At 47.7% G+C, this 26,751-nt stretch carries 30 protein-coding genes and 1 riboswitch; of the genes, 5 read left to right on the top strand and 25 right to left on the bottom strand.

The window, feature by feature from the left end:
* Window positions 1-11: 11 nt before the first annotated feature.
* From ACM6JA_RS20655 to ACM6JA_RS20545, 23 genes are all read right to left on the bottom strand, one after another.
* Complete coding sequence (locus tag ACM6JA_RS20655; RefSeq protein WP_007723453.1) at window positions 12-464, bottom strand: hypothetical protein; 453 nt, start codon at window positions 462-464, stop codon at window positions 12-14.
* Window positions 465-1,802 (bottom strand): phage tail sheath subtilisin-like domain-containing protein, encoded by a 1,338-nt coding sequence (locus ACM6JA_RS20650; RefSeq protein ID WP_414853836.1) that lies wholly within the window; start codon window positions 1,800-1,802, stop codon window positions 465-467. It abuts the gene before it with no gap.
* A 2-nt stretch (window positions 1,803-1,804) separates the two neighbouring features.
* Window positions 1,805-1,996 carry a hypothetical protein gene (locus ACM6JA_RS20645; protein ID WP_007723458.1) on the bottom strand — a complete coding sequence of 64 codons (192 nt, stop codon included), beginning with the start codon at window positions 1,994-1,996 and terminating at the stop codon, window positions 1,805-1,807.
* Window positions 1,996-2,493, bottom strand: coding sequence for a hypothetical protein (locus ACM6JA_RS20640; RefSeq protein ID WP_414853835.1), 498 nt, complete (start codon window positions 2,491-2,493; stop codon window positions 1,996-1,998). The genes ACM6JA_RS20645 and ACM6JA_RS20640 overlap by 1 nt, the downstream gene beginning before the upstream one ends.
* A 21-nt stretch (window positions 2,494-2,514) precedes the next feature.
* A complete protein-coding gene (locus ACM6JA_RS20635) occupies window positions 2,515-2,676 on the bottom strand; it encodes a hypothetical protein (RefSeq protein WP_414853834.1) in 162 nt (53 codons plus the stop codon).
* Window positions 2,677-2,865: 189 nt separating this feature from the next.
* The gene (locus ACM6JA_RS20630) at window positions 2,866-3,519 is read right to left on the bottom strand and encodes a hypothetical protein (RefSeq protein WP_414853833.1); all 654 of its coding nucleotides are present in this window, start codon (window positions 3,517-3,519) and stop codon (window positions 2,866-2,868) included.
* A 250-nt stretch (window positions 3,520-3,769) separates the two neighbouring features.
* Complete coding sequence (locus ACM6JA_RS20625; protein ID WP_007723468.1) at window positions 3,770-3,964, bottom strand: hypothetical protein; 195 nt, start codon at window positions 3,962-3,964, stop codon at window positions 3,770-3,772.
* Complete coding sequence (locus ACM6JA_RS20620) at window positions 3,961-4,188, bottom strand: hypothetical protein (RefSeq protein ID WP_007723470.1); 228 nt, start codon at window positions 4,186-4,188, stop codon at window positions 3,961-3,963. Before ACM6JA_RS20620 ends, ACM6JA_RS20625 begins: the two co-directional genes overlap by 4 nt.
* Entirely contained in the window at window positions 4,134-4,481 is a 348-nt protein-coding gene (locus ACM6JA_RS20615) for a sigma factor-like helix-turn-helix DNA-binding protein (protein WP_414853832.1), read from the bottom strand. The genes ACM6JA_RS20620 and ACM6JA_RS20615 overlap by 55 nt, the downstream gene beginning before the upstream one ends.
* A 382-nt stretch (window positions 4,482-4,863) precedes the next feature.
* Window positions 4,864-5,340, bottom strand: coding sequence for a DinB family protein (locus tag ACM6JA_RS20610; RefSeq protein ID WP_414853831.1), 477 nt, complete (start codon window positions 5,338-5,340; stop codon window positions 4,864-4,866).
* A 28-nt stretch (window positions 5,341-5,368) separates the two neighbouring features.
* Window positions 5,369-5,926 carry a DNA-3-methyladenine glycosylase I gene (locus ACM6JA_RS20605; protein WP_414853830.1) on the bottom strand — a complete coding sequence of 186 codons (558 nt, stop codon included), beginning with the start codon at window positions 5,924-5,926 and terminating at the stop codon, window positions 5,369-5,371.
* 124 nt (window positions 5,927-6,050) lie between these two features.
* On the bottom strand, window positions 6,051-6,794 hold the full coding sequence (gene map / locus ACM6JA_RS20600) for a type I methionyl aminopeptidase (protein ID WP_414853829.1): 744 nt from the start codon (window positions 6,792-6,794) through the stop codon (window positions 6,051-6,053).
* Window positions 6,795-6,929: 135 nt separating this feature from the next.
* Entirely contained in the window at window positions 6,930-7,745 is an 816-nt protein-coding gene (locus tag ACM6JA_RS20595) for an alpha/beta fold hydrolase (RefSeq protein WP_414853828.1), read from the bottom strand.
* Between the two features lie 72 nt (window positions 7,746-7,817).
* Window positions 7,818-8,147, bottom strand: a complete 330-nt coding sequence (locus tag ACM6JA_RS20590) for a DUF2085 domain-containing protein (RefSeq protein WP_414853827.1) — start codon at window positions 8,145-8,147, stop codon at window positions 7,818-7,820.
* Window positions 8,148-8,481: 334 nt separating this feature from the next.
* Complete coding sequence (locus ACM6JA_RS20585) at window positions 8,482-10,005, bottom strand: YcdB/YcdC domain-containing protein (RefSeq protein ID WP_414853826.1); 1,524 nt, start codon at window positions 10,003-10,005, stop codon at window positions 8,482-8,484.
* Between the two features lie 68 nt (window positions 10,006-10,073).
* Complete coding sequence (locus ACM6JA_RS20580; protein ID WP_414853825.1) at window positions 10,074-10,943, bottom strand: PepSY domain-containing protein; 870 nt, start codon at window positions 10,941-10,943, stop codon at window positions 10,074-10,076.
* A 12-nt stretch (window positions 10,944-10,955) separates the two neighbouring features.
* The gene (locus tag ACM6JA_RS20575; RefSeq protein WP_414853824.1) at window positions 10,956-12,320 is read right to left on the bottom strand and encodes an ATP-binding protein; all 1,365 of its coding nucleotides are present in this window, start codon (window positions 12,318-12,320) and stop codon (window positions 10,956-10,958) included.
* Window positions 12,321-12,323: 3 nt separating this feature from the next.
* On the bottom strand, window positions 12,324-13,010 hold the full coding sequence (locus ACM6JA_RS20570) for a response regulator transcription factor (protein WP_414853823.1): 687 nt from the start codon (window positions 13,008-13,010) through the stop codon (window positions 12,324-12,326).
* A 97-nt stretch (window positions 13,011-13,107) separates the two neighbouring features.
* A complete protein-coding gene (locus tag ACM6JA_RS20565) occupies window positions 13,108-14,448 on the bottom strand; it encodes an SLC13 family permease (protein WP_414854161.1) in 1,341 nt (446 codons plus the stop codon).
* A gap of 56 nt (window positions 14,449-14,504) precedes the next feature.
* Complete coding sequence (locus tag ACM6JA_RS20560; protein ID WP_414853822.1) at window positions 14,505-15,689, bottom strand: glycerate kinase; 1,185 nt, start codon at window positions 15,687-15,689, stop codon at window positions 14,505-14,507.
* Between the two features lie 144 nt (window positions 15,690-15,833).
* Entirely contained in the window at window positions 15,834-16,832 is a 999-nt protein-coding gene (locus ACM6JA_RS20555) for an ABC transporter permease (protein ID WP_016741326.1), read from the bottom strand.
* Between the two features lies 1 nt (window position 16,833).
* A complete protein-coding gene (locus ACM6JA_RS20550; protein WP_414853821.1) occupies window positions 16,834-18,324 on the bottom strand; it encodes a sugar ABC transporter ATP-binding protein in 1,491 nt (496 codons plus the stop codon).
* Window positions 18,325-18,417: 93 nt separating this feature from the next.
* Window positions 18,418-19,440 carry a sugar ABC transporter substrate-binding protein gene (locus ACM6JA_RS20545; protein WP_414853820.1) on the bottom strand — a complete coding sequence of 341 codons (1,023 nt, stop codon included), beginning with the start codon at window positions 19,438-19,440 and terminating at the stop codon, window positions 18,418-18,420.
* Between the two features lie 95 nt (window positions 19,441-19,535).
* A riboswitch (SAM riboswitch) is annotated at window positions 19,536-19,655 on the bottom strand.
* Between the two features lie 202 nt (window positions 19,656-19,857).
* Here ACM6JA_RS20545 and ACM6JA_RS20540 point away from each other — a divergent pair.
* Entirely contained in the window at window positions 19,858-21,111 is a 1,254-nt protein-coding gene (locus tag ACM6JA_RS20540; protein WP_414853819.1) for an ATP-binding protein, read from the top strand.
* A gap of 47 nt (window positions 21,112-21,158) precedes the next feature.
* On the opposite strand, the gene ACM6JA_RS20535 is transcribed toward ACM6JA_RS20540, so the two are convergent.
* Together ACM6JA_RS20535 and ACM6JA_RS20530 are read right to left on the bottom strand one after the other, a co-directional pair.
* Complete coding sequence (locus ACM6JA_RS20535) at window positions 21,159-21,878, bottom strand: DUF421 domain-containing protein (protein WP_414853818.1); 720 nt, start codon at window positions 21,876-21,878, stop codon at window positions 21,159-21,161.
* Between the two features lie 437 nt (window positions 21,879-22,315).
* Complete coding sequence (locus tag ACM6JA_RS20530) at window positions 22,316-23,059, bottom strand: IclR family transcriptional regulator (protein WP_414854160.1); 744 nt, start codon at window positions 23,057-23,059, stop codon at window positions 22,316-22,318.
* 190 nt (window positions 23,060-23,249) lie between these two features.
* Between ACM6JA_RS20530 and ACM6JA_RS20525 the strand changes: the two genes are divergently transcribed.
* The 4 genes from ACM6JA_RS20525 (at window position 23,250) to ACM6JA_RS20510 (ending at window position 26,725) form a co-directional block, all read left to right on the top strand.
* Window positions 23,250-24,125, top strand: coding sequence for a dimethylarginine dimethylaminohydrolase family protein (locus tag ACM6JA_RS20525; protein ID WP_414853817.1), 876 nt, complete (start codon window positions 23,250-23,252; stop codon window positions 24,123-24,125).
* 233 nt (window positions 24,126-24,358) lie between these two features.
* A complete protein-coding gene (locus tag ACM6JA_RS20520; RefSeq protein ID WP_048034840.1) occupies window positions 24,359-24,613 on the top strand; it encodes a FeoA family protein in 255 nt (84 codons plus the stop codon).
* Entirely contained in the window at window positions 24,610-25,341 is a 732-nt protein-coding gene (locus tag ACM6JA_RS20515) for a FeoB small GTPase domain-containing protein (protein WP_414853816.1), read from the top strand. The genes ACM6JA_RS20520 and ACM6JA_RS20515 overlap by 4 nt, the downstream gene beginning before the upstream one ends.
* Entirely contained in the window at window positions 25,319-26,725 is a 1,407-nt protein-coding gene (locus ACM6JA_RS20510) for a nucleoside recognition domain-containing protein (RefSeq protein WP_414853815.1), read from the top strand. The genes ACM6JA_RS20515 and ACM6JA_RS20510 overlap by 23 nt, the downstream gene beginning before the upstream one ends.
* The last annotated feature ends 26 nt before the right edge of the window (window positions 26,726-26,751 follow it).

The following is a 26,751-nucleotide window of genomic DNA, read 5'->3' as shown; positions in this document are numbered from 1 at the left end:
CAAGCACTCTCCTATTCGGTGTAGGTTGGCAATTCATCCAGGTAGTCCGGCTTTTCGATGGACATCCCTTTCAGGTCATATGTCGCGTGATCGTTGCCGTCTGCTTTGGCTTCCCACAGCGTAATCTCGTCTGGGTTCAGCACGATGTTGGAAATACGGACGCGTTCGGAGTTGCCCGCCTCCTTGTCCAGCGTCTCTCCGATCAGGAATGGGAGAACTGGGGTCTTGCCTTGGGTCAATTGATCGACGCAGTAGTATTTCAGCGCAGCGTTGGTTGCGGTAATTTTCAATGTCACTTCTACATGCCAGTCGTTGACGGTCTGGATTTTTCCTTTTTGCAGACGATTCGTGTCGCCGTACTCCACCTTGAGGACCATTTTGCCTTCCAAGGTACCGAAGATCGGGTCTCCATTTTCATCGTAAATTTGGCAGTTCTTCAGTTTAATATCGCGTGCAATAGCCAATTACAGCACCTCCCAGTCAATGTCAAAGTATTCGATGGCATCAAGCGGCTTCGCAGACAAGAGGAAGCCACGGCGATCCCCGATGCCGTTCTTTTGATCTGTAAACGTCCAACCTGTATCAATTGCGCCTTGCTGCTCGCGGACGGTCATGTACGCGTTGACGGCAGAGACAAATACCGCGCCGCCCAAATCGTTGTTAGCGAGCTTGCCTTTGTATTTCTTGCCGACTTGGCTGATGTCGTTGACGATCTGATCCAGCGTCAGGCTGACACGGATTTTTCCGTAGTCCTCGCGCTCATGCGTACCCAGTACAGCCAGCGTATTGACGGCGCTCTCGATGATGTACACATCTCCGTCGCGGGTTGCGATCAGCGTACCAGAGCCGAGCGCACTCAAAATATCGGTGTGGCCCCAATCCTTGAGCGCTTTTTTCAACGGAACGACGACGGCTGTCAGCGATTCATGCGCAGGTGTCGCGGCGATCATACCCGCTACCCATGCGGCCCACTCCAGGCTGCCGTATACTTTTCCGTTGTTGTGTTGTCCAGCGATAGCACTATTCACGACAAAACGGGCATTTTGCCCCACAGAGCGCTCGATGTGCTTCGCCATGTTCTCGTCATCCGCCGCCTTGCCGCCAATCACCAGCGTGCTGAGCTTCTTATTTTGCGTGCGACGATCGCTCATGAATTGTTTCGCTGCCGCTTGTACAGCCGCATCGTCAAAGGGCAGATACATCGTGTCAAAATCAGCACCGGACACAGCCATGAACAGCTTAGTAGAGTCAGCTGGGGTAAGCGCTACTGTGCCACTTTTCGCTCCTGTCAGCGCTGTTTCTGGCACGATTGTAACGGCAGTCTCGCCCAGCTTTTTCACACGCACATAGTTGGATTGGCTCGTTTTCGTTGCCAGCTCATTCGCATCCGCAAACGAAAACTTCTCGGTTTGCAGCGGGCCTGTTACCTGAAGTTCTTTTTTACCTGGCTCGGACGTTGAGGCAGTAATCGTAACCTTCAACTCATTACCTACCAAACCTGGATACAGAGCCTCGACTCTGATTGCATCCGCTTGCTCATACGCTGCTTTTGTGGCTGTGCCATTTGTCATGCGGTATGCAAGAATCATCGCGCCACCTTCTGCTGCCAACTCCACGGTATCGACCTTGCCAAACGTCTGGGCAAGTCGCTCCTCAAAGCTCCCCAGCTTGACGAGCTCATCTGGCGCGCCCCACTCTGCTTGGTACGGCACCAATACGACACCGCTCTTCGGTACTACACGTTCTTTTGCTTTTGCGATCAGTTCGACCGTTACACCTGGACGTTCACGTTGAATGGTCATGCTTACACCCCGCCTTTGTATTTGGTCAGTCGGCTCTTCACTTGTCCTTCTGCCAGTTCTTGATTATCTGCTTCAGAAAAAAGAGCACCTGCTACCTCGAACCGTTCGGCTCCAAGATAAGCGGCGCTCTTGATCCACTCTTGTTTGGTTTGCACAAGCTCTGGGGCCTGTGCTTGTTGTTCTTTTCGTGCCACTATGATCGGACCCCCTCTACATCAAATTCGTTGATCTTGTCTGTGACTGCTCTCTGCACCGCCACGTTGTAGGTGAACTGGAACGCGATTTCCGTCCGGTCCTTTTTATCCCGCCAAATACGCAAGGTGGAGCTGTCGATCTCGATGGACAATCCAGACGTCCTGCCTTGATAGCTAAATTGCCTTTGGCGAAGAAGCTCACGCAGCGGCTCTGCTGAAAACGGCTGATAGACCCCTGCTACATTTGGATAGTGGAGGACGATGGCTGCTTCTGAGACCACCTGATAGGAAGTGAGGCTTCTTCCTTCTTCACGGACCCCTTGCGTCAAAAGAAACGCGATAGGCGGCTGGAATCGCTGCGCCATCCAGTCGTCCACGTTCACAACAGTAGCCAGCTCTGGATACGCTTCATTCACCAGTTCAATGAGAACGGTTAGCTCACGGTCCATCCAGCTTCCACCTCCCATACTTGCGGTATTCTCTTCTGTCTTCGTCACATGTCTCTTCCCCCCACTATTTCACTTCATTTGGCAAGGCATCCACGGCAAATGCCCGCCGAGCAGGGAGCGAGTAGCCTTTGGCTTTGAACTTGCAACATCGTGTGGCGTCAATCGCCGTTTTCCCCGCTCGCCGGACATTAGAGTCGTCAGCGTACATAAAAAGCCACCCGACAGCTTCATCGGATGGCTCGTATCTCTCTTACTTGTTTCGCTTGACTCAAGTATAACTGATCTGGAGGAAAAACCGGGAAAATGACCCGATGTGTCAGGAAGTGTCAACCTTTGTCAGTTTTAACAGGCTTGTGAAAATGAAAAGAAGCTGTCATCATCAGACAGCTTCTCGTCTATCGAGCCGGGCTCTGTTTTTCATTATCCAGTCTGCTGAACCTGATCGCCATACATCGCCCACGCCATCTTCATGACGGCACTGCGCTTGATTTCATAATACCGCTGTCGAGACACACCGATTTCTTTGGCAATCAGATTGTTCTTATCGCCATCCAGCAAAGCTTCGACTACCAATCGCTCCTGCTCCCCCGGAATCGTCTCGACCGCTTTGTTGATCCGCTCGATTTTATCCTGCAAACCTTGCAGCCTCTTCCACTTTCGTTCCCGGCGTGCAACCTCCGCATGCGTTCTATCTCCCGTGGTGCCCTTTCCTTTTGGCATGACTGCATCCAATCCGTACTGAGAGACCATTCCTTCCCCCGCCTCGCGCAAAAAACGCTGGATGCGTATGATCTCGATCTGCATGTAATTGTAGTCGCGGATTTCTTCCTCGGCTTTTTGTAGAAAATCTACAATGGGTGCTTGCTCACTCAGCCGGACGAAGCCTTCTTTTCTAGCGGATACTGTCTTTTGCTGCCCTTTTGCCTTTTGATCCCGCATGTACTTGTCCCACTCCGGGCAAGAATCGATTTTTCCTACGTGCTTATCATGAACCTGGCAATGTGATTTCTTTCCCCAGCACGTTGCCGGACACACCTCGCATACTGCTTCCATGAAAATATCTTTGCTGATCAAGGCACTATTCCCCCTCGGTCATCTATATGAAGTCCGTATGATTGCTTAACGGTTTTCGTTGACTCCTGCGTCTTTTCTTAATCTTTGAGACAAACCGATCTGTCCGATAATGACTCCGATCAATAAGACAGCTGCTCCGATTAATGCTGCTTCTATCATTTCGTACGTATCTCCTTTGCATCATCATTTTCTTGTATAATGAAAGGGGGCAAAGAGGATACTCACCAGTTGTATTCTTTGCCCCAAGCAATTAATGGGGATTCCGATCGTCAGTCGGAGTCTCCTTTTTTTCCAGTTGCTCTTTCTTTTTCTCTTTGTTTGCCTTTAATTGCAGGTTGAACAGATTATTAATCCGAATCTGCAAATCTACCTGCTTAAACGTGACGATTAAAGCAAGGAAGCACACGACAACCGCGAGAACCTGAACGTAATCAATCGTCATCATAGCATCACTTCTCCACTGCGGATCGCTTCGAGCATCGCGGTTTTCATTTCTTGCATGCTCTCTTCGCGAGGTAGTTTGATAAAGGAAGCAAGGTACTCCATGTCGGGAAGCAGAAAGTCGAGGATTGTCAGTACAGCCCGATTATCCCCTGACTGTGCTTTTTGGAGGGTCAGGCTGAACGTGTCAGCTTCTCGGCCAATTGGCGCAAATATTTGTTTTTGCATTTACTCACTCCTTGTCTGGTCATATTCAGTTTTTTGGCTACCTGTTCTTCTGTCATTCCTTGAAGGACGACTTGCTTGATAATGATCCGGGCTTTTTCTGGAAGTTGCATTAACACCTCCTGAACATACAGGTCCGACAGGTTGTCCTCGATCGCTTCCGTTCCCCGTATCCCCTCTTTGATCACCGTCTCCCTGTACAAACGCTTCTTGGCGGCGTACTGCAATCGCCAAGCAATCCTCTTGAGCACTTTTCTGCAATGCTCTTTCAACTGCTCATCTGTCAAATGCTTCACCTTCTGTCTTTTTCATCCGGAAATAGGAACACTCGTTCTCTTTGTAGTACAAGTATCTCATACTACGGTAATAAGTTCAAGTTCTTTCCACCAGATTTTTGGAGATGATTTTTCCGGTTGATCCACTGCATAAATCTCAAAGAAGACATCAAAAAGCACGATCCCAAGTAGAGATCGTGCCTGTGTAGAAGTATTAAATTATCCTTACACAACTGATGTCCCTACTCTACAAAAGTACATAATTCTCATACTTTTTGAGTTTTATCTGCCCATCATGCAAGAAACACCTTAAATGAAGAAGGACCTTTTAAAAATAAAAAAGCAAGCCACTCTCGCATTCATAACAGAAGAGCTAGCTTGCTTTTCTATCTTTCGCACTCTTTTAATCCCAAATATTCGGACGTTCAACACCCATCGTTCGCATATAATCTAGCATTTGACCGGTATGTACCGACTCATGATAGGCGATTCGCAGCAGCATGTCTCCAAGCGTGCGGACATAGCCTACATCGGATCGATCGATGCGGACACTCTCCAAGTCGCCCTTGGACAACCCTTTGACGAAGCGGAGAAATTCTTCTCGATACGGCTTCGCAAAGGCCAAATCTTCTTCAACAGTCGAAAACTCTTTGGTTTCATACGGATTGGGGATAGTAGACAAAGCGGCGCTCCCCCGTTGGATCAAAATCTGGTGATACAAAAACTCACCCTCGATGACATGGCGAATCATTTCCCCGCACGTGAACGCTTTATCGTCAGGCTTCCAGTTCAGCATTTCTTTAGGAATTGCCTTCCAAACTTTGATACTTCTACGTCTTACTTCCTCAAAGTTTAAGATTAAGAGATCATTTTCGTTCATGCCATTCTCCCCTTTCCGTAAGCTCGTCCTAGTTTTTTTGATAGAGATCACATGTCGCTACGTGATCATTGACCATACCGACTGCTTGCATATAGGCGTAGCAAATTGTTGAACCGACAAACGTAAAACCGCGCTTTTTCAGGTCCTTGCTCATCTTGTCGCTGATTTCGGTAGAAGCAGGCACATCCTTCATTTCCTGAAAATGATTATGGATCGGCTTCCCGCCTACAAACGACCAAATATAGCTGCTAAAGGACCCAAACTCCTCCACAATCCGCAAATACGCGTGGGCGTTCTTCACGACGCCGCGAATCTTCAGCCTGTTTCGAACGATGCCTTCGTCTGTCAGCAATTGCTCGATCTTGGCTTCATCGTATTGAACGATTTTCTCTGCTTCAAAGTTATCAAATGCTCTTCGATAATTTTCCCGCTTCTTCAAGATCGTGTACCAGCTCAGTCCAGCTTGAGCGCCTTCCAAATTCAAATATTCAAAGAGCAAACGATCTTCATAGACAGGAACTCCCCACTCGTGATCGTGATAATCCATATAGATAGGGTCCTGATTCACCCAGCCGCACCGATTCATGGAAAGAAGCCTCCTCTACATAATGCGAACATATATTCTTATATAAAGAATATACAATCATTGGCTATTCTGCAAGTTTTTCTTCACAAAAAAAAGACCTCATCAATCTGAGGTCTCCCTACAATCAAGCTGTTAAAATAATTGGCTTCCCCTTCGTCACAACGATGGTGTGCTCGTATTGAGCAACATAACTCTTATCAGGCGTAATGATCGCCCAACCGTCCCTGCCATCATCCACATATTCCGTCCCCGTCGAAATAAATGTTTCAATGGCCAACACGAGACCCTCTGTAAGCAAGCGTCTATCCTTTTTGTCATAGTAATTCAAAATGTAAGCAGGCTCTTCATGCAAGCTTTTGCCGATGCCATGACCCGTAAGGTTTTTGACGACTGTAAAGCCTTTTTTCCTAGCCTCCTGGTGAACAATGCGCCCAATCTGGCTTAGCTTCGATCCTGCCTTTACCGCATCCAATGCCTTATACAGCGACTCCTCGGCGCATTGGCATAAAGATTGCTTTTCAGGCTCGCCTTCTCCTACCACGATAGAAGCACCTGTATCGGCAAAGTATCCATCCAGCTCTGCTGAGACATCAATATTGATGATATCGCCATTTTTCAGGACGGTATCATCAGGGATGCCATGCGCAACAATGTGATTGACGCTGATGCACGTATGCCCAGGAAAATCATAGGTGATATTCGGTGCAGACCGCGCTCCGTACTTTGCCAAGATCTCTCCGCCAATCTGGTCGAGCTCTTTTGTTGTCACGCCTGCTCGCACGGCCCTTATCATCGTCTCTCTTGCCTCTGCCACAATACTACCGATCCGTTTCAAGCACAGCAAATCATGTTCATTTTGAATCGACATGTGTTTCCCTCCTGTCTACAAATATAATTATTTCTCTGATTCCTACTCACATTGGAACATTTTTCTTCGCCAATCGCAACCGAAGCAAAAACAAAGAACCCCAGAAGCATTCTCTGCGGCTCTTATCTTACGAAGCTATGCTGGATTCAGTGCATACATTCCGTGTGCTATTGTCGACTGCTTTTGAATAAACCCGATGGAGATTCGGTTAAATTCTTCCGGCTGATCGACATTGACGACATGACCGCAGTCAGCGACTAGACTCAACTGTGCAAATTGTCTTTTTTTCACGCGCATCTGGACGAACGGCAAAAACATATGGTCTTCGTCACCCATGATAAATAAGGTAGGAATGGGAGGCTCTTTATCAAAGAGAGTTCCTAGGAATCGATTAATGCCTTTTGTCAGCTTGAACCATCTCTTGAATTCTTTTTGACAAAGCTTTTTGGCTTCGCGGATAAACAAGGAACGCGATTCTTTATGACGCTTGCTCGGCATGATCACCCATGCAAACAGTCGATACAGCCACATGTACGGGATGAAATGTTTGACCATATTCCCCAGCGTGATCAGCACCTGCGATCGAACGTTCATGTGCGTCACAGCTCCTGCCAAAACCATAGAGCGCATTCTCTCTGGGGCCTGCTCCGAAATAATCTGCACAATGATCGTCCCCAAGGAAATCCCCACAAAATGGGTGGAAGTGATTTTTAAATGATCCAAAACCTCAATGATATCTCTGCTGACATCATCAAAGGTGTATGTTTTGAACAGCTTGCCTGGGATGTTCTTAGATTTTCCGTGACCACGCATATCTACTAGAAGAACATTGAAATTCTCTTTGTATGCCTTAAGTTGTTTATACCAAATCGATGAGCTGCCCCCTGCCCCATGGACAAAAGTCACCCATTCGCAATCTTCACCACGTATGTATGTCTTATAATGGATCACTAATATCCCCCCACCAGTATTATATAGGAGGGATGTCCCAGGTGAAAGGATTACCATAAAATTGAAATTCAATCACCTGAGTCTCTCAACCAAGAACCAAACGAGATTGGAAATGAGTAACGACTGTCCGACACCAAAGCTAAACCCTGTTAAAAATCGGAGCTTGTTATTGCTTGTCCGCCACTTCCATTGTTGGGTAAAGCCATCAATGAGCATTGGCAGTAAAAGCAATCCAATCAAATAGTAAGAGGTCACGAGATGCATCCCTACAAAAACTGGCGCAACCAAGTATCCAGCCAATATCGAAACACATCTGGCACATAGCGGCATTTTTTTACCCGCTATATAAAAGGAACGATCTGGGCGCCGATGACATGGAATCCACTGCATATTGATCTTCATCAGCTCCCTCAATGTGAGCAATCAGGCTTGCAATCGCAATCGGGCGTATCACAATCTGGAACCGGACAATCAGCTGGAATATAGTTGCAATCTAACGAACAACTGTTACGCTTCTTACGATAGAAGAAGATCATGCAAATAAAAAGAAGAAGACCTAGTCCGATCAAGACCCCGCCCATTACATAATCACCTTGATACAGAAATACGCCTCCCGCTATCCATGCGATCATGCAAACCGTTAATCCAAGAAAAAACAGATACATCCTCTCCCTTCTTTTCTTTCTACGTCAAAGAGTATCAGCCGTTTCACTGTGCTGGATGATCGCAAGCAAAATCATCTACCTGGCAGGCTTGTCATTGCGTCGAAATATTTATAGCGCTCTGTACATGTGTATTTGAGCTGATAGATTGGGATCGGAACAGGGGCTTTTTCCCTTCTACTTTTACCTCTGTCCTCCACTTGCACATATTCCAGTTCAATGTCAAACAGACGTAAGAAACTCTCCGCTGCCCTCCGAGTAGACACAACTGAGGAGGGATCGGGAATCTCCTTGTTTTTGCGAGCATCGTGCTTGTAAAAACCCGTTACCTGGCCTGTCCAAGGATTGACTTTTACTGAGTAGACTCGATTTGTGAGTACGATCCCTTGTCGGCGCTCATAGAAGTAATAGGTAATTCCGGTACCACGTAAAGAGCACAGTTCATAATAGTGAAGCTCGGTAATTCCCTGCTCGATGTATTTCTCCAAAAACCTCTTTGCAATTTGCAACGCATCGTGCTCCGAAAGCCGTGGCGCTATATATTCTATTTTTTGATTAACCGTAAAGGCAAGCAGCTCGTTGGTCGTTCGATTGAGTGTAACCCATACAACGTCAGGATCGTAAACAGTTTCAGCCTCCTCATCTTCTGGTAATGGCCAGAAATAATGGATAGTAGAAGGCCAACCAGGTTCCCGCGCTTCGGCAACGAATCTGAAATATCCGCTCATTGGATTGAAAGTTTCCCCATCCTCATTCGGAGTCACAAGTGTTTCTCTTTTCATCCCTGCGTGAGTCAAATCTAATTGAAAATGTTCCTTTACCCATTGCTCGATCTCCTGCAAGTTTGCGAAAACAAGGGATTCCCCTTGGGCCATGATTGGGATGACCTCTGAGTATTTTTTTATAATTCGTCTTCTCCCTATGACCGTCTTTGCTACTTGTCCTGTCTTTGCATGAATGACAACATAGTCCAGCGGTGCCTCATCAGGGATATACTTGAGCTTCCCTTCCTCCTGTTCATCGCATATGAGCATCATGTTTTTCTCTACTAAAGCAAGGTACGCTTGTTTCGCCTCCTCCTTCGTTATCACTTCTGGCTTGGGAGGCTTATTTTTGCGATCAAAATCGTGAAATCCGTGGTATCGGATGTCTACCAAATTTCCCGACTCGTCTAAAGCTATTCTCAAAGACACACCTGAATGCGGAATCCCATGAAAAAAATAACTATAGTACAGCTCCCATTGCTTTCTCTCTCTATACTCTCTCAACTTTGCTAAATGGCCTCTTACCATTTCGTTCAGATGATCTCCGTATAATTTTTCCGCTACTTCTATGGCCCGCTCCGTCGCTGACTCGGCATCCATTGGTTCGCCAGAAGGAAGCCATTCTCGATCTTTTTCATCCAAGTCGAAATCCATCACATAACCCGTTTCTTTGTCTATCTCCAGTTCTGTACGGTTATGACCTACTCTTATCTCACAAACTCTCCACTTATCGCACGTTCTGATTTTCAGATGAGACATTTCACGCAAACCAGGAAACGTAGCAAACCATTTCTCCATCGTCTCTCGAACCGCTTCTGTCGGATATGTAATCATCGTGTTCCCTCCCGAACAAAAAACCGTCAATGCTGACACTGACGGCTCTCTACTATGAAATCTAAATCCTAATCATCATCACCATCGTCGAGATCATCATCAGTGTCGTTGCTGCTCGTGTCATCACTTGAAGATGTATCCGCTGGTGCACTGCTGTTCTTCTCGGTTGGTACCTGATCATCATCGTCGTCATCCGTTGACCCATTGTCGATGGTGGTCGTCGAGAGCACTTTTCCAGTAATAGCATGTATGCGTACATCTACCGTTTTGGAGTCTTTTTTCGTGATCACCCGATAGACTGCTCCATTCTTTGTCTCGATTAAATCAACATCATCGATCTTGCCGCCACTTGTTCTTTCCGTCGCAATCTGTTTCGCTTGCTGCTCGGTAATTTTGGTCTGTGGCTGCGCTGGTGGGTTCGGACTTTGATTGGGTTTCGATTGCTGCTGTGCTGGAGTTTGGGTTGTAGCTGGCTGTTGTTTACCTGGCGCAACAGTCCCCACTGTCCCCGTACCTACTGGCTTGGTCGCGTTGCCTGAAGCATCCTTTCCGCCATTATTCGGTTGTTGCGCTGTACTGGCTGTCGGATTTGAACCCGGCTGTATTGGATTCGCCGCCGTTTCGTTTGCCTTCGGCTGCCCAGTGGCTGCGACCAAGGAGAGCTCCTTCAAATCAATAATTTCGCCCGTATGTGCATTCACCATCACACTATATGTTCCGCGCTCATTGAGGAGTTGGAGATTGTAAATGCTGTTTTCTCCTACATCCGTCATGGAGATCGATTCAATCTTCCCCGGGTAGCGGGCCGTCACGATCTGTTTGACTTCCTCCGCTGACAATGACTGCAAATCCATGCTCGCGAAGATCCGTTGCATGCCAAATGCCGTAGTGACCAACAGAAAGCTCGCCAGCAGCCCTATTTTCCATTTTTTATTCATACGTACCTCCTGCTATTTCTTAGCCTGCCCCGGCAGAAAAACGGTCACGAGCGTCCATTTCCCTTCTTCGCTATCCAGTGCAATATCGCCTTGATGGGCATCAACGATCTGTTTGGCAATGGAAAGACCTAATCCTACGCCCCCTGTTTCGCGGCTACGGGCTTTGTCTACACGGAAGAAACGGTCAAAAACATGCTGCAAATCTTCTTTGGGAATCCCCATTCCGTAATCCTTGACTGAGATATAGGGGCGGTCCCCTTGAAGTCCCACCCCAACCTCGATTTCATTGGAGCTGTATTTCATCGCATTGTCGAGTAAAACGACGAGCACTTGTTTTAGTTTTTGTTCATCGGCCATCACAGGAACCGACTCGTGGTTTGCACCCAGTTGAAAGGACCTGCCATACGCATTGGTCAATTGTGTAATGGTCGTTTGGCACATCGGGATCAAGTCGATTTCTTTGACATCCAGATTCCATTCGGCGCTATTGTTTGCGAGAAGGAGCATTTGATTGGTCATATCCTTCATGCGCACGGCTTCCGAATAGATCGCTTCCACCGACTCTGCCAGAACCTCCGGCTTTTTCGTTCCCCAACGTTTCAATAGCTTCGCATAGCTTTCTACTACGGTCAGCGGCGTTTTCAATTCATGGGAAGCATCTGAGACGAACTGCTGCTGCTTCTCGAAGTTTTGCTGTAATAAATCCATCATCTTGTTAAAGGTGCTTCCTAACGCGTGCAGTTCATCTTTGGATGTGTGCTCAAGCGGTATTTTCTTAAAAATACTGCGCGCTTGAATGTCTTCCATCGTTTGAATCATCGAGTTGACTGGTCGCAAAATCAGATTGCTCAACATGCGTCCTGCAAAAAAAGCAGGAATCAGCACGAACAGCGAAGCAAACAACAGAACGTTTTGCAGCAGGCTCAAATTTTCTTGCAAGCCCGCAATACTTTCAATGACTTCTAACGTGACAATTTTCCCATTCGTCCAAATGATCGGGACCTTGACGTACGCGTATTTCGCTCCGTTGACATCGAAGACCCCGTCACTCGCTTTTCTATCAAAAATGGGCTTCGGTGCTGGGATTGGCTGCGTGCTGTCTACTTCTTGCGTGACGATGGCCCGCGATTGCTGATCGATAATCCGGATCATCCCGTTCGATGGCAAATACGGCTGCAAGAGCGTCGCAGGGTCGAAACTTTCTACACCGATCTGATTGAGTCCGCTCTGGATGTGCAGAACTTCTCGTTGCAGACGATCCAGCTCTCCGTCTGTTGTCACTTTGTAGAACATGAAGTAAATGAAGCTATTGACCATGAGCAACAGTAGCAAGAGTGCGACCGTAGAGAACAAATGAATTTTATTTTTGATTTTCATAATTTACCCCTTCAGCATATAACCAACGCCTCGTACTGTATGCAAAAGCGGGGTTTCATACCCTTGGTCCACCTTTTTACGCAAGTAACGGATATACACGTCAACGACGTTTGTGTCTCCGAAATAATCAAATCCCCATACGTGTGTAAGAATCTGTTCACGATTCAGAACTTGGTTTTTATTCTGCATCAGATAAAGCAACAAATTGAATTCACGCGGCGTCAGCTCGATCTGACTGGAGCTTCTCGTCACTTCCCGCGATTTTTCATCCAGGCTTAAATCCGCTACTTCTACTTTGGAGCTGGCCTCCACTTTTCTTGTCATTTGGGACAAGCGGAGGCAGGAACGGATGCGAGCCAGCAGCTCTTCGATTTCAAAAGGTTTCGTGATGTAGTCGTTCGCGCCTTGATCGAGTCCATTTACTTTGTCCACGACAGCATTTCGGGCCGTCAACAAAATGACTGGTGTCGCGGAGTCCTTTACCCGAATCCGGCGAAGCACTTCTATGCCTGACAAGCCTGGCAGCAGTACATCGAGCAAAATCAAGTTCCATCCGCCTTGATTGTATTGTTCCAGCGCCTCGAGCCCTGTTTTGGCGATCTCGCTTTCGTATCCTTCGTATTCCAGCTCTAATTGAATCACACGAGCAATTTTCTCTTCATCTTCCACAATTAATATTCGCTCCGACATGTAATCCTCCTAAACCTTGCATCCATTATCCAGATGAGTTTAGCAAATATTGGCTGTGGATCAAAGAGTAATCCGTACGAAAGATATAATTTTTTACTTATATCGATAAACCCACCCACTGCCAGTACGCGTAATAAAAGACGACCATCAGGATCGCGTGGGCCGCACCTGCATACAAGCTCAATCGCAGCAAATCCTTAGGCAAAAAGGTCTCCTTGCCGCTTTCCTGGAACATGAGCAATGCTTTGGAGCTGACAGGGAAGGTCAGGCAGTAGTTCATGCCGACGATTCCTAAGAACAACACGGTCACTTCATTCAAATCAAGGCTACTCGCAAAGTAAAGAAGCGGTGGAACAAGAATGACAGCTCTCGTTGTATGCGATGTAATGTACAGATGGGAAGTCAGTGTCAGCAATGTGATAACCACAATGATCAATAGCGACGATTCCCCTTCCAGCTGCTCAGTGATCGTGAACAGCTTCTTCATGATCCACTCTGCCGCACCGCTGTCCAACAACGACTTTCCGAGGGCAATGGCTGCCCCTACAAACAGAATCAGGTTCCACGAGACAGACTGAACGCCATCCTTCCATTTCATGACGCCCACATTGGGGAGTGTCAAAAGAAAGGCGCCGACAACTGTCGTGGTAGCAATCTCGATTCCATGAAACCGCTCTGTCAGCCAGAAAATGACCATCGCCCCGATCACAGCAACCGTATATTTTTCGTTGCGAGACAAGGTAAGGGAGAGCTTTTTGCTCGCGAGTGGGCGCTGCATCTCTTCTTTAGTGAGAAACAGAGCCAGAACAATCCGGCAAGTAATAATGCTGGCCACTACCCCAAACGGCAGTCCCCACAACAGCCACTCCGCAAAGCTAATCCCTTCCCCATTGAACTCCTTCAGCATATCGAGAGCGATAAAATGGGAGCCCGCTCCGATCATGGTGGAGCTCGTCGATACTAAAATAATCGTCGGAATCAGGATCGCCATGGCTTTCGTGATTTGCTTGTTCCCGATTTCGGAGGTCAGCGAGTGGAAAACAGGCAGTAGCACCGCTGCGCGTCCAGAAGTAGACGGGATAAAGAAAGCGAGAAATTGAACGACGACCGTCAAGAGCCAAAACAAGCTTTTGACATTCTTTGCCTTGCTCACGACCAGATCTGTGAGTTTGCCTGCCAAGCCAGTCACTTGAAGAGCACCGCCGAGAATGAACGAGCCAATCATTAACCAAATGACATCGGAGGCGAGCGAGTCGAACAAAATTTCCTGGTCAGCCGTTCCTGTCACGACGAGGAGTAACACGGAGCCAATCGCTACATAGGCGGAGTTCAGCGAGGTGGTCGTCCACAGGATTACGGCGACACAGAAGCAGAACAAGCTCCATTTGGCTTCAAATGTCAGGGAAGACGGCAGCATGAGCAGTAATTCAACGAACATAATCAGGACAATCGGAAGGACCCAGGCAGGTCTTTCCTTTGCAGCAGTCTGTGCAATCACGATACTTGCTCCTTCTCCATTAAACGATTTGCGAGCTGCAGGCCCACCATGATGGTTCGCATAGAGCTTTCCGAGCAATCAGTCAGCCATTTTTGCGCATGCATGAACGCTTCCTCCAACGTAGACGGCATCGGCAAAATACTCGTGTACGCATCAATTCCGTGCTCATAATTGAGTCGGGCACCTTTGCCAACAGTCCCCACCAAAGCCACTACCGGCAGGGCATGCTTTTTCGCTCGCTTCGCCACTTCCACTGGAATTTTTCCTCGCGGTGTTTGAAAATCTATGCTGCCTTCCGCCGTAAACACAAGGTCTGTCTCTTGAAGCATCCGATCCAAATCAATGTACTTCATGATGATGTCGTAGCGTGGATACAGATTCGCACCCGTCAGCGCATGCAGACCAGCACCCAAGCCACCCGATGCACCACTGCCCGGCATTTCTCTGACATCGATACCGAAATCACGCTCGATGATAGCCGCAAATTGTTCGAGTGCTCCTTCCAGCTCAACCACTTGCTCAGGCGTTGCTCCCTTTTGCGGGCCAAACACGCGAGCGACTCCATTTTCCCCACACAGCTTGTTAAACCAGTTGCAAGCCACATCGATTTGCACCTGCTTGAGTCTTTTGTCCATGTCGGATACATCGATTTTCGCTACTTTTGCCAGCGAGATTCCGCCTTCAATACGGATTTCTTGACCGCTTGCATCCAAAAATTTCGCGCCAAGTGCTTGCGCCATGCCTGCCCCGCCATCGGAAGTACCGGAATCGCCGCAGCCTAGCAAAATACGATCTGCCCCCATGTCCAGCGCCGCTTTGATCAATTCACCGACGCCATGTGTCGTCGTTTTGCGCGGATCACGCAAGCTTCTTGGAACCAGTCGCAGTCCCGCTGCTGCCGCCATCTCAATCACAGCCGTTTGACCTGTCGTCTTTGATCCGAATATCCCGAAATGGGAAGGAACCTTTTCTCCTACAGGGCCAGTTACTTCCTTATCAATAATCGAGCCATTCGAAATTTTCACAATCGCTTTTGTAAAGCCTTCTCCTCCGTCTACCATCGGCAGTGTCTGTACTTGGGAGAGCGGGAGTACGCGCAGGATTCCTTCTTTCATGCATTCTGCTGCTTGCTCGGCATCTAAACTTTCCTTAAAGCCCGAAGGCACAACGAGTATTCGCATAAAAACAACATCCCTTCTCTTTATTTGAATTTGCTTTCGCATTTGTCTCACTTGAGTAAGACCAATACTAAGCTTCAAAAAAGAGAAGGGAATAATAGGAAGATGAGAAATTGATGAGAGAAAAGTAAGAAGAACGTTACGTTTCTAAGCGTTTCGTTTTCTGCGCAGTTGATAATAGGTCACAGCCAGAGCAAGCGCCAAAACCGTCCCCTTAATAATATCGTAAGCGTAATACGGCAGATTGAGCATCGTCATGCCGTTGAGCAGCACCCCGATCAGGATGGCTCCCACAAATGTACCAAATACGTTTGGCTTTCCAGCACCGAAAACGGAGAAGCCTACGAAAGCAGCCGCTACTGCATCCATCAGCATGGAGCCGCCACTACTCACCTGCCCGGTACCGATCCGCGCTGCCAAGAGCATCCCGCCCAAGCCTGCAAAAAGAGCAGAAAGCACATAAGCCAAGGTACGATAGCGATTCACAGGAATCCCCGACAGACGGGCTGCTTCCAAATTGCCGCCTGTCATGTACAGCATCCGCCCCTGTCTCGTATAGGTCAAGTACACATGCGTGATCGCGACAAGTAAAAAGGTCAGGATAACCGGAACCGGTACGGAAAGAATTTCTCCTTGGCCCAGCCAGAGGAACCATTCCTGGAATTTTCCCGGTGCCTGTGAGCCGTCCTGCATCGGCATGTTTGCGTAGATCGAGTAGCCTTGGGAATACGTCATATGAATGCCGTTGACGATGTAGAGCATCGCCAGAGTAGCCAGCAAATCAGGAATGCGGATTTTCACGACCAGGAAAGCGTTGACCAGCCCGACGAGCAAGCTGAGTACAATTGGAACAACCAGTGTCGTGAAGACCCCTTGTTCGTACCAAACCATCATCGAAGCAGAAACGACAGTGGTCAACGAAACCGTCGATCCTACAGACAAATCAAAGCCTCCGACAATCAGCGAGAACGTAACGCCAATCGCGACAAATGTCACAATCGAGATGGAGCGAAGAATGTCCGTCAAGTTGTCGTACGTGAAGAAATACGGGTTGGTCAAACTGAATAACAACATGACAATAACGATAACTGCAACCGTTCCGTATTTGTAAACAAAATCAAATAAGCTAAACTTTTTATCTGCCACGTTACTCACCTCCGCTTGCGTAGTACATAATTAGCTCTTGTGTTGCTTCCTCGCGACTCAATTCCTTCACGATCTTGCCCTCGAACATGACGAGAATCCGGTCTGCGATCCCGATGACTTCCTGAAACTCACAGGAGAAATACAGGACGCCCTTTTTCTGCTCGGCAAGATTTCCGATCAGACGGTAAATATCGCTTTTCGCGCCGATATCCACCCCTTTTGTCGGCTCGTCAAACATAAAGAGGTGAGCGTTTGTATCCAGCCATTTGCCGATAGCGACTTTTTGTTGGTTTCCGCCGCTGAGGAAACCGACCAGCTGCTTGATATCGGCTGTTTTTACACCAAGGCGCTGCACGAGCTCTCTTGCGTTGACCGATTCCGCCCCTCTTTTGATAAATCCAAGCCAGGACTTCTTTTTCAACGAGGCGACAGACAGATTGTTCTGCACAGACTCCTCTACGAAAATTCCTTCCTTGCGTCTTTCCTCTGGGACGAGTACGATTCCTGCATCGACGGCGTCTTTTGGCGAGCGCAGTTGGATACCTGATCCATGCAATCGAACGGCACCAGCCTTTGCCTCATCCGCACCGAAGAGCAATCGGGCGAGCTCAGTCTTCCCTGCCCCAACCAGACCGACGACACCCACGATCTCTCCCTCGCGAACCTTCAAGTCGACTCCGCGTACTTTGCCGCCAGCCACTCCTGACGCCTCAAAAATCGTTTCGCCAATCGGCACTGCAAGCTTCGGGAACTCCTCGTCGAAGCTTTTGCCCAGCATGTTCGCGATCACTTCATCCATATTGGTCCTCGCCGTGTCTGTGGTCACGACATGCTGTCCATCGCGCATGATGGTGATTCGATCACAGATTTCAAAGATTTCCGGCAGGCGATGGGAGATATAAATGATCCCAACTCCTGTTTTTTTCAACTGCGCAATGATTTGAAACAGCCGTTCGCTCTCCTTCGTGCTCAACGGCGCTGTCGGTTCATCAAAAATGACGTACTTCGCCTTTTGAACGGTAGCCCGTGCAATCAAAATCAATTGCTTTTCCGACAGCGTACATTCTTCGACGATCATCCTCACCGGAATGGAAAAGCCGAAGTTTTTTAAAATCTGCTCCGTTTCGTTGTACAAGCTCTGCCAGTTGATCAGTCCCTTGGTTTTCGCCTGGACGAGCTGGTCCGCCAATACGTTTTCACCGACGCTCAAATACGGGATCAAGGCGGTGTCCACTTCCTGATATACACATTGAATGCCCTGTGCTTTGGCGTCCTGCGGCGAATTGATCGTCACGGCCTGTCCATCGATGGTGATCGTACCGCCATCTGCCTGATACGCTCCCGTGAGGATTTTCATCAGGGTACTCTTTCCTGCGCCATTGGCACCGAGGAGTGCGTGAACCTCTCCTGCGCGCACCTCAAAATCGACGGATCGCAGGGCAGGAACCCCAGAAAACTGCTTCGCCATCCCTTTCATCTGCAATGTGGACATTTTTCACACCTCCTGTTTACCTGCGTGTTCCAACCTCTATAAGGAAAAATCCCGTTGACGGATACAGATCAACGGGAAAAGCCAATTTGGTTCTTACTTGCCCCACTCTTGTACGTATTGGGACAGGTCGCCCATCGTTACTTTCTTATCCTTCGGCAGGTCTTCCTGTTTCACCAGCACTGGATTCAGCTTCACGTTGTCTGGCACTTGCTCGCCTTTGATTTTTTGGAACACGGTTTGCGCATGAATGCGTCCGATATTGGATGGGTCTACTGCTGCCGTCGCTGCCCACGGAGAGTTTTCCGTCTGGATCATTTGCAGATCCTCATCGCTCAAATCGATGGAGTATACTTTGATTTCCGTACGGCCTGCTTGCTGGATGGCACGTGTCGCCCCTTTGGCAAATTCATCCCATGCCGCCCATACTGCTGTGATGTCGCCTTTATTCGGATACTTTTTCAAGATCGCTTCCATCTGCGTTTGTGTATCGAGTGCCGTATTGTTGGTAGCAGAACCGAATGCCGCAATCTCTTTTATGTCCGGGTATTTCTTCTGGAAAGCTTCATACGTCACTTGGCGTTTTTCCATAGGCGCAAAGCCAGCTACCCAAATTTTTACGATGCTGCCTTTGCCGTTTGTATCTGCCGCCAGCTTCTCCAGGCTCAGCTCTGCCAACTTGTTGTCATCCTGCGCCACAACTGGCACACCCGGAATGTTGATGTCTGTATCAAACAGGACGACCGGGATTTTTTTATCCACGGCCTTTTGCGTACCCTGCTGCAACGCTTCCGCCGTACCATGGTCGATCAGAATGCCATCAAACTTTTGATTCACAGCCGCATCGAGGTTGGACGCCATTTTTGCCAGATCAGTATCTGCGTTGAATACGGTCAACTCGCCGCCGTTTTTCTCCACCTCTGTCTTCACACCATTAATGTATTGTGCGGAGAATGTCCCTACGTTTTGACGCATGATCAATGCGATTCTCTTTGCCTTCTCTCCCGAAGCACCGCCGTTTGTGCTGCCGGTTCCGGTTGTTGCCCCGCTGCCGCATGCCGTCACAAGAACAGATGCTGCCAAAACAAGTGATGTGATCAGACCGAGTTTCTTTTTCATTGAGATGCTCCCCCTTTTTCTTTTACAAAACTTTTGAGAAAAGCAAAAAATCCTCTTTCACAGAGAAAGAGGACAAAAATCGACAAGATTCTCGCCTCTTATCTGTCAGGTATTCTACCTGTTGGAGTTAGCACCTTGGCTCGAAAGAACGTAATCTCTCGTGCTAGGTTGCCGGGCTTCATAGGGCCATTCCCTCAGCCTTCTCTTGATAAGAGTAGTTTCTATTTTCAAAACGTTTGTATAAGTATATACAGAATATAATCTGGCAATTACCTATCTGTCAACTGGGTTTACCGAAAGAATTTTCTTGATAAATATTCCAGTTTCTTCTGTAACATCAAGAGGGATTTTGTTGTGTCTTGTCGAATTATCGTAGATTGATACAAGCCTAGCAAATATTTGCGATGGGGATGCTACATGAGTCTATTAAAAGAAGTCATTCTTCAATGGTTTTTCGCCATTATCCCGTTTGTGTTTTTCAACATTTATTACCGTGACAAAATGCGGAACTACAGCCGTTCCTTTATTGTCATCATTAGCTCAGCTTGCATGTTTCTCGCGATGACCTTCGCCCCGAGTGTCACGAATGGCATGTTTTTTGATATCCGACATGTCATCATTCTTTTCGGACTGGTTTATGGCGGAATCGAGATTGCCTTGCTCCTTCTGATTGAAGCCTTGGTTTATCGGTACTACCTAGGTGGCGAAGGAACATGGGTTGCGATGCTGATCCTTACAGTCAATTTTGTCTTGTCACTCTTTTTGTATCGACACTACAAAGCCAGTTATCGGAAAACACTGTATCTTTTTATGACGAGTGCGATTTTTTCTACGGTTGCTTTAGGGACTACTTATTACTTTTTTCCCACGTATGTAACTCAACACCTCGTTTACTACACCATGGTGATTCCTATTCAAAACTTTTTCGGCCTCTGGTTATTAATGTCGCTTTTCAGCAAATGCGTTTCGGATAAAGAGCTGTTTATTCGCCACGCGCAAAACGAAAAAATCCAGACGATGAGCCATGTTGCTGCATCGCTCGCACACGAGGTTCGCAATCCGCTGACAGCAGTCAAAGGCTTCTTGAAATTAATACAGGAATGTCCGGAAAATTTGGTAAAAGTCGATCAATACATTCGTATCAGTCTCGATGAAGTCCAACGGACAGAAGCCATTTTGACCGAGTACCTTGCGATTTCCAAGCCGCTAAAGGAACGGCATGAGATTATTAATATGAGCGAGCATCTTCATGCTATCCGCGAAGTGATGCTCCCTTTTGCCAATATGCATAACGTGGAGCTTACGCTGCAAGACTTTGAGAGACCTGTGACGATCAAAGCCAATCCAGACGAGTTCAAGCAAGTGTTGGTGAATTTCATCAAAAATGCCATCGAGGCATGCTCGGATATTTCGGACGGAAAAGTCTCCCTGGACTTGCTCATCGAGCGAAACAAAGCCGTGTTGGTCATCAAGGATAACGGTATCGGTATGGATGCAGGACAGATCAGCCGCCTCGGAACGATTTACTTTTCTACGAAAACAACTGGGACCGGTCTTGGATTGACGTATTCCTATCATGTCATCCATGCAATTGGCGGAACGGTCAATGTATCAAGCAAACCACGAGTAGGAACCAAGTTCACCATTATGCTCCCGTATAAGGCACAGTGACTTCATGCAGGTTTTGCAGAGGGACTGTGCCTTTTTCCATTCGATAGCTAATGATGCAACGGGGGGACTTGTGGATCTTTTTCGTTTTTTAAGGAGAACTGCAATTCATTTTGGCGATTGATCGTTGCGAGAAAGACTTGTTCGGACGGGATCCCCTTTTTCTTCAATTCGTGCACAAGCCATTGCTCATCGCGGTTCCGATATGACAGCACATCCGGATATATCTTGCCTTCCACAATGACAGGCAACGACATTCCCGCAGAAGAAGTGTGGATGTTTAAATCTTGTTTCGTTACGACCTGCTGCTCTACTTTTTTGAGCACAGTCAACCGACCGTTCGCCTCGATAATAGCCAAATCAATCTCTGCCAGGTCAAAAATATCTTTTTCGCGAAGCATATGGAGGACATTATCGAGCGAGTAGCGGATTTTTTTCATGTTTTTGACGTGAAAATTCCCGTTGTAAAAAATGACGGTCGGTTCAAATGTAACCATTCTGCCAAACCAGCGAAAGACAATGGACAACTGCGATACGACCCGTTGCAAGATACCCAACGTCAAAATCGCTACTGCAATCGGAATATGACGGACATCTGGCTCTGCAATGTCAGCCCCTGCCACTGATCCCAAAGTAATAATGATGATAAAGTCAAAGACAGGCAGCTCCCCAATCGAACGCTTGCCCATGAACAAGGTGACTAGCAGTAATAAAGGAATAATCGTACATACGCGCCCGATGACGAGCATGCTTTCTCCGAATCCTTCCACGTTTGCCCCTCCCCTCACGCTTTACTATGCAATTTCTGGGAAGGCATTATGCAAAACAAAACACCAGGAGTCTCCCCCTGGTGTGTCTCTTTCCCGGACAATTGGGAAGATCGAGTTTTTTCTTTAATATCGTTTGATGATTAAAAAATCCACGCCCATATGAGATCGATAACCACAAGAGCTGTTACCACCATGAACATTTTCGAAAAGCTAATCTTGCCTTCTTTATCAGTATCTTTTCGATCAGGTGGTTGAAATCCCAATATGTTTAAAAACCCATTTATGTAGGAAAACAAAATCGTAACTAGCCCTACGAGGATTGATTCCAATAGGTTAGCCCCTCTCGTAAACTTCTTGTTGCACTCCCTTTATAGAAATTACATTTTTTTCTACGTACTATCTTCACAGTTGGTTTCATCGAAATAAAAAAAGGCCAGTCAAGCCTTTGACAGGCCGCCTAGCCGTTGCGAGGTTTTGTGAGCGACATCCTTTACCCGTTCAATCAAATACTGGAGTCGTTCCTCCTTCAAATCATACGTAACAATTCCAATGCTTAACGCCCCGATTACCTTTTGGGTGTAATCAATCACCGGTGCTGCGACGGACGCCGTATTTTCCGTCCGCTCCGCAAAGCTGACCGCATGACCAGCTGCTCTGATCTCCTGGAGCTTGTCCATAAAAGCAGGCACCTGCTCTTCAACCACCAGCTGCACTACGGTTTGTCGTGCTTCTTCCACAGACATATGTGCCAGCACGACTTTATTGGCTGCACCGATATGCATCGGAATCCGCAAGCCCAACTGATCGTAGATGCGGATATTGTGCTGACTGTCTACGCGATCGACAACAATGGATTCGAGTCCGCTAGGCTGACTGAAATAAACACTCTCGTTCACTTCTCTGGCAAGCTCCTCGATCATCGGCTTTATCACCTTCCGATAATCGATCCGATCAAGCACGCGCAAACCGAACTCCATCCATTTAATCCCCAACGTATATTGCTTGGTCGCAGCATCCTGCTCTACCAGTCCATGCTTCATCAACGTGTACAACAGTCGATAAATGGTGCTGACCGGAAGCTGGCATTCCTTCGCTAAATCATTGATCGTCCACCATTTTCTATGTTCATCCGACGAAAGTGCCGTTGCAATCGCCATCGCTCGGTCAAACGATTGAATCACGGTCATCCCCCCTTTTCTATCTATCTTCTCATATGAAACTATGTTAAACCATTTGCTCTAATTTTGTGAATCGCAAAAAAACTCCAGTAAGGAATCACAGATTGACAGTCAGAAATCAGAATGTGTAAACTAATGGTGAACATTTCGAAATATGAATAATATTCTGTAATGTGGAAAAAGGGAGGCAACTATGTTCCAAGGCAGCCAATCCATGGTCAAAAAGATGAAAACCGTCATCATCAAGCATCCCCATCAAGCATTTATCAGTCAAGAACATCTCGATCAATCGTGGAAAACCTTCAACTATACAGACCGCCCTGACTGGGACCGCGCTCTGCATGAATACGCCAAATTCGAATCGATTTTGCGCGAGCATGTAGAAAACGTCCTGCACTTGCCACAATCTGATAAAACCGGACTGGACTCCATTTACGCCCATGACCCTGTGAAATTTACTTCTAAAGGGGCAATCATCCTCAAATCTGGCAAGGAGCTCCGTCAGGGAGAAGCCGAAGTATACAAAGCCTTTTTAGAAGAAAACAACATCCCAATTCTGGGGCAACTCACAGGCGATGCCTTGTCAGATGGCGGCGATCTCGTCTGGCTGGATGAAAAAACGCTCGCGATCGGCCTTGGCTTCCGCACGAACGAAGCGGCTATCGCTCAAATTACGGAAATGGTCAAGGATTTCACGGATGAAATCATCGTCGTGCAGCTACCGTATGATCGCGGTCCTGCGGAATGTCTGCATCTGATGTCGATTATCAGCATGGTCGATCATGATTTAGCAGTTGTTTACTCCAAGCTGATGCCCGTGTTTTTCCGCCAACTGCTCATTGACAGAGGCATTCAGTTAATCGAGGTACCGGATCATGAGTACGATAATCTCGGCAGCAATGTTCTCGCTCTCGCGCCGCGTGTGTGCATGGTCGTGGCCGGCAACCCGATTACGAAGCAACGCCTTCTCGACGCAGGTGCGACTGTGTACGAGTATGAGGGCGAGGAGATTTCTTATAAGGGAACAGGTGGGCCTACTTGCCTGACAAGCCCGGTGGAACGGATCTAGCCGCGATAGACCATCAAGACTGAACTGTACCTCCATTGTTAGATACCATGAACGATTGGCGGTGCAGTTATTTCTATGACCAAAAAGTTTCCTTAAGCAAAAACTTTGTTGCCAGGGAAAGAGTCTTATCTTAAACTAAAATCATGAAGATATCGAATACGTGCACTTTTTTTTACCTTTATTTTTGCCCTAAGCCAACAGTTTGTCCTTAACGAAAAAGGAGAGTGAACATCATGCCATCTATCAGCATTCCTTTGTCTGATGCCTTGATTGGTAGCCACATCTGTCTGGATCGTATTGACGTTCAGGGTATACTGCGTAGGCGATTGTTGGATCTCGGATTCGTCCCCGGCAACATCGTGGAAGTCATGCAAAAAAGTCCGCTAGGCGATCCCATTGCCTTTCGGGTAAATAACACGATCATCGCCCTGCGCAAAGAAGAAAGCTCCCTCATATTCGGGGAGTACGTGGGGAGTGAAGAAAAGTGACTTCCTACACGATTGCCTTGGCAGGAAATCCGAATACCGGTAAGAGTACATTATTCAACACATTGACGGGACTTCGCCAACATACGGGAAACTGGGCAGGAAAGACAGTCGTAATGGCTGAGGGAGAATTCTCACGGGGAAATACGACTTTTCGGATCATCGATTTGCCAGGTACGTATTCCTTGTATTCCAACTCGACGGATGAAGAAGTGGCGAGAGATTACATTATCTTCGAGCAACCTGACGTCACCATTGTGGTACTGGATGCAACTTCATTGGAACGGAATCTCAATTTGGCCTTGCAGGTGTTGGAAATGACCCCCCACGTCGTCGTATGCGTCAATTTGATCGATGAGGCGAAAAAGCTTGGCATTCGTATTGATCTGGAAAAAATCTCGCAAAGATTAGGTGTTCCCTGTGTCGCCATTTCCGCCAGAAACCATATCGGGATCGAGAATTTGCTCGATCTGGTGGAAAAAGTAGCGAACGGAACAATCGTGCCCAGTCCTGTACAGATAACCTACAGTGAACAGATTGAATCCAAGCTGGCACAGTTGGAGCCGCTAATCGAGAAAACCTTGGGTAGCCGTTTTCCGACAAGATGGATCGCTCTGCGGTTGTTAGATGGTGATGAAAGTTTGTTGCGAACCTTGAGAGAGCGCATGCAAGATCCGGCTACAGCTGCAAGAAAGGAGCCTTTGACCCATGGCCGAACCGTTTGCCACTAATCCGTCTGATTCCCTTGATGCGCTTCTTTCCGCGGCCCGGAGCTCAGTGGAAGGAAGTGCAATTCGAGACACGATTGTGAGTGACATTTACCGCACCAGTCGCAGTATTTGTAAGGAAGCGGTGAAATACGAAGATAAGCAAAAGCTGTCTAGTGCATATAAGCTGGATAAAATTGTGACGTCCAAACTATGGGGCTACCCCATCATGCTGGCGATTTTAGGTGCGGTATTCTGGATCACGATCGCAGGTGCCAATGTTCCATCTGGAATGCTTGCCGACATGTTCGGTGTTGTCGAGGGTTATCTAACTGCTGGCTTTCAAGCTGTACATGCACCTGATTGGCTGCACGGGATTCTGGTTCTCGGATTCTTTCGCGGTACCTCATGGGTTGTCAGCGTCATGCTGCCTCCGATGGCTATCTTTTTCCCAGTCTTTGCCCTGCTCGAGAACTTCGGATATCTGCCGCGTGTCGCGTTCAACATGGATCGTCTGTTCAAAAACGCCGGCGGACACGGAAAACAGGCATTGACCATGTCGATGGGGTTTGGCTGTAACGCAGCTGCCATCCTTTCCACCAGGATTATCGAATCTCCTCGGGAGCGAATGCTGGCGATTCTGACCAATAATTTCGTCCCGTGTAATGGTCGCTGGCCTACCTTGATCCTATTGGCTTCACTGTTTATGGCGACCAGCGCGACTAGTGGCTGGCAATCACTGACCACTGCTCTCATCGTGATGGGAATGGTTATTTTTGGAATCGTTATCACTCTTACGGTTTCCTGGACGCTATCCAAAACAGCCTTGCGCGGGGTACCGACACACTATACGCTGGAGCTGCCCCCATATCGACGCCCTCAGATTTGGAAAACCATCCTGATTGCGAGCAAAGATAAATCGTGGAGCGTGCTGAAAAGGGCCGTCATTGTGGCCGCCCCTGCCGGTATCATCACTTGGATATTAGGCAATATCTATGTCGGTGGAGACAGTATCCTCGCGCATATGGCTGCCTTTTTTGATCCGTTTGCGCAAATCATTGGGCTCGATGGCTATATTCTCATGGCTTTTATTCTCGGTTTGCCCGCGAATGAAATTGTGCTGCCGATCCTGCTGATGGGGTACATGTCCTCCGGTGCCATGGTTGATGTGGAAGGCCTCGACAACATCAAGGATGTCTTCTTGCAGCACGGGTGGACTTGGTTGACAGCACTCAATATGATGTTGTTCTCTTTGCTTCATTACCCTTGCGGCACAACCTTGTTCAATATTTACAAGGAAACGAAAAGTGTGAAATGGACGGTGCTTTCTGCACTCATTCCGCTAGTCATTGCGATCGGAGTAACGTTCTTGACTGCCCAGGCGGCAAGAGCACTCGGTTGGGTGTAAAAAACAGCAAAAAGCCTTTGCACAAT

The sequence above is a fragment of the Brevibacillus sp. IT-7CA2 genome, assembly GCF_949767855.1.
Lineage (GTDB): Bacteria > Bacillota > Bacilli > Brevibacillales > Brevibacillaceae > Brevibacillus.
This window is presented reverse-complemented; position numbering and strand designations above follow the sequence as displayed.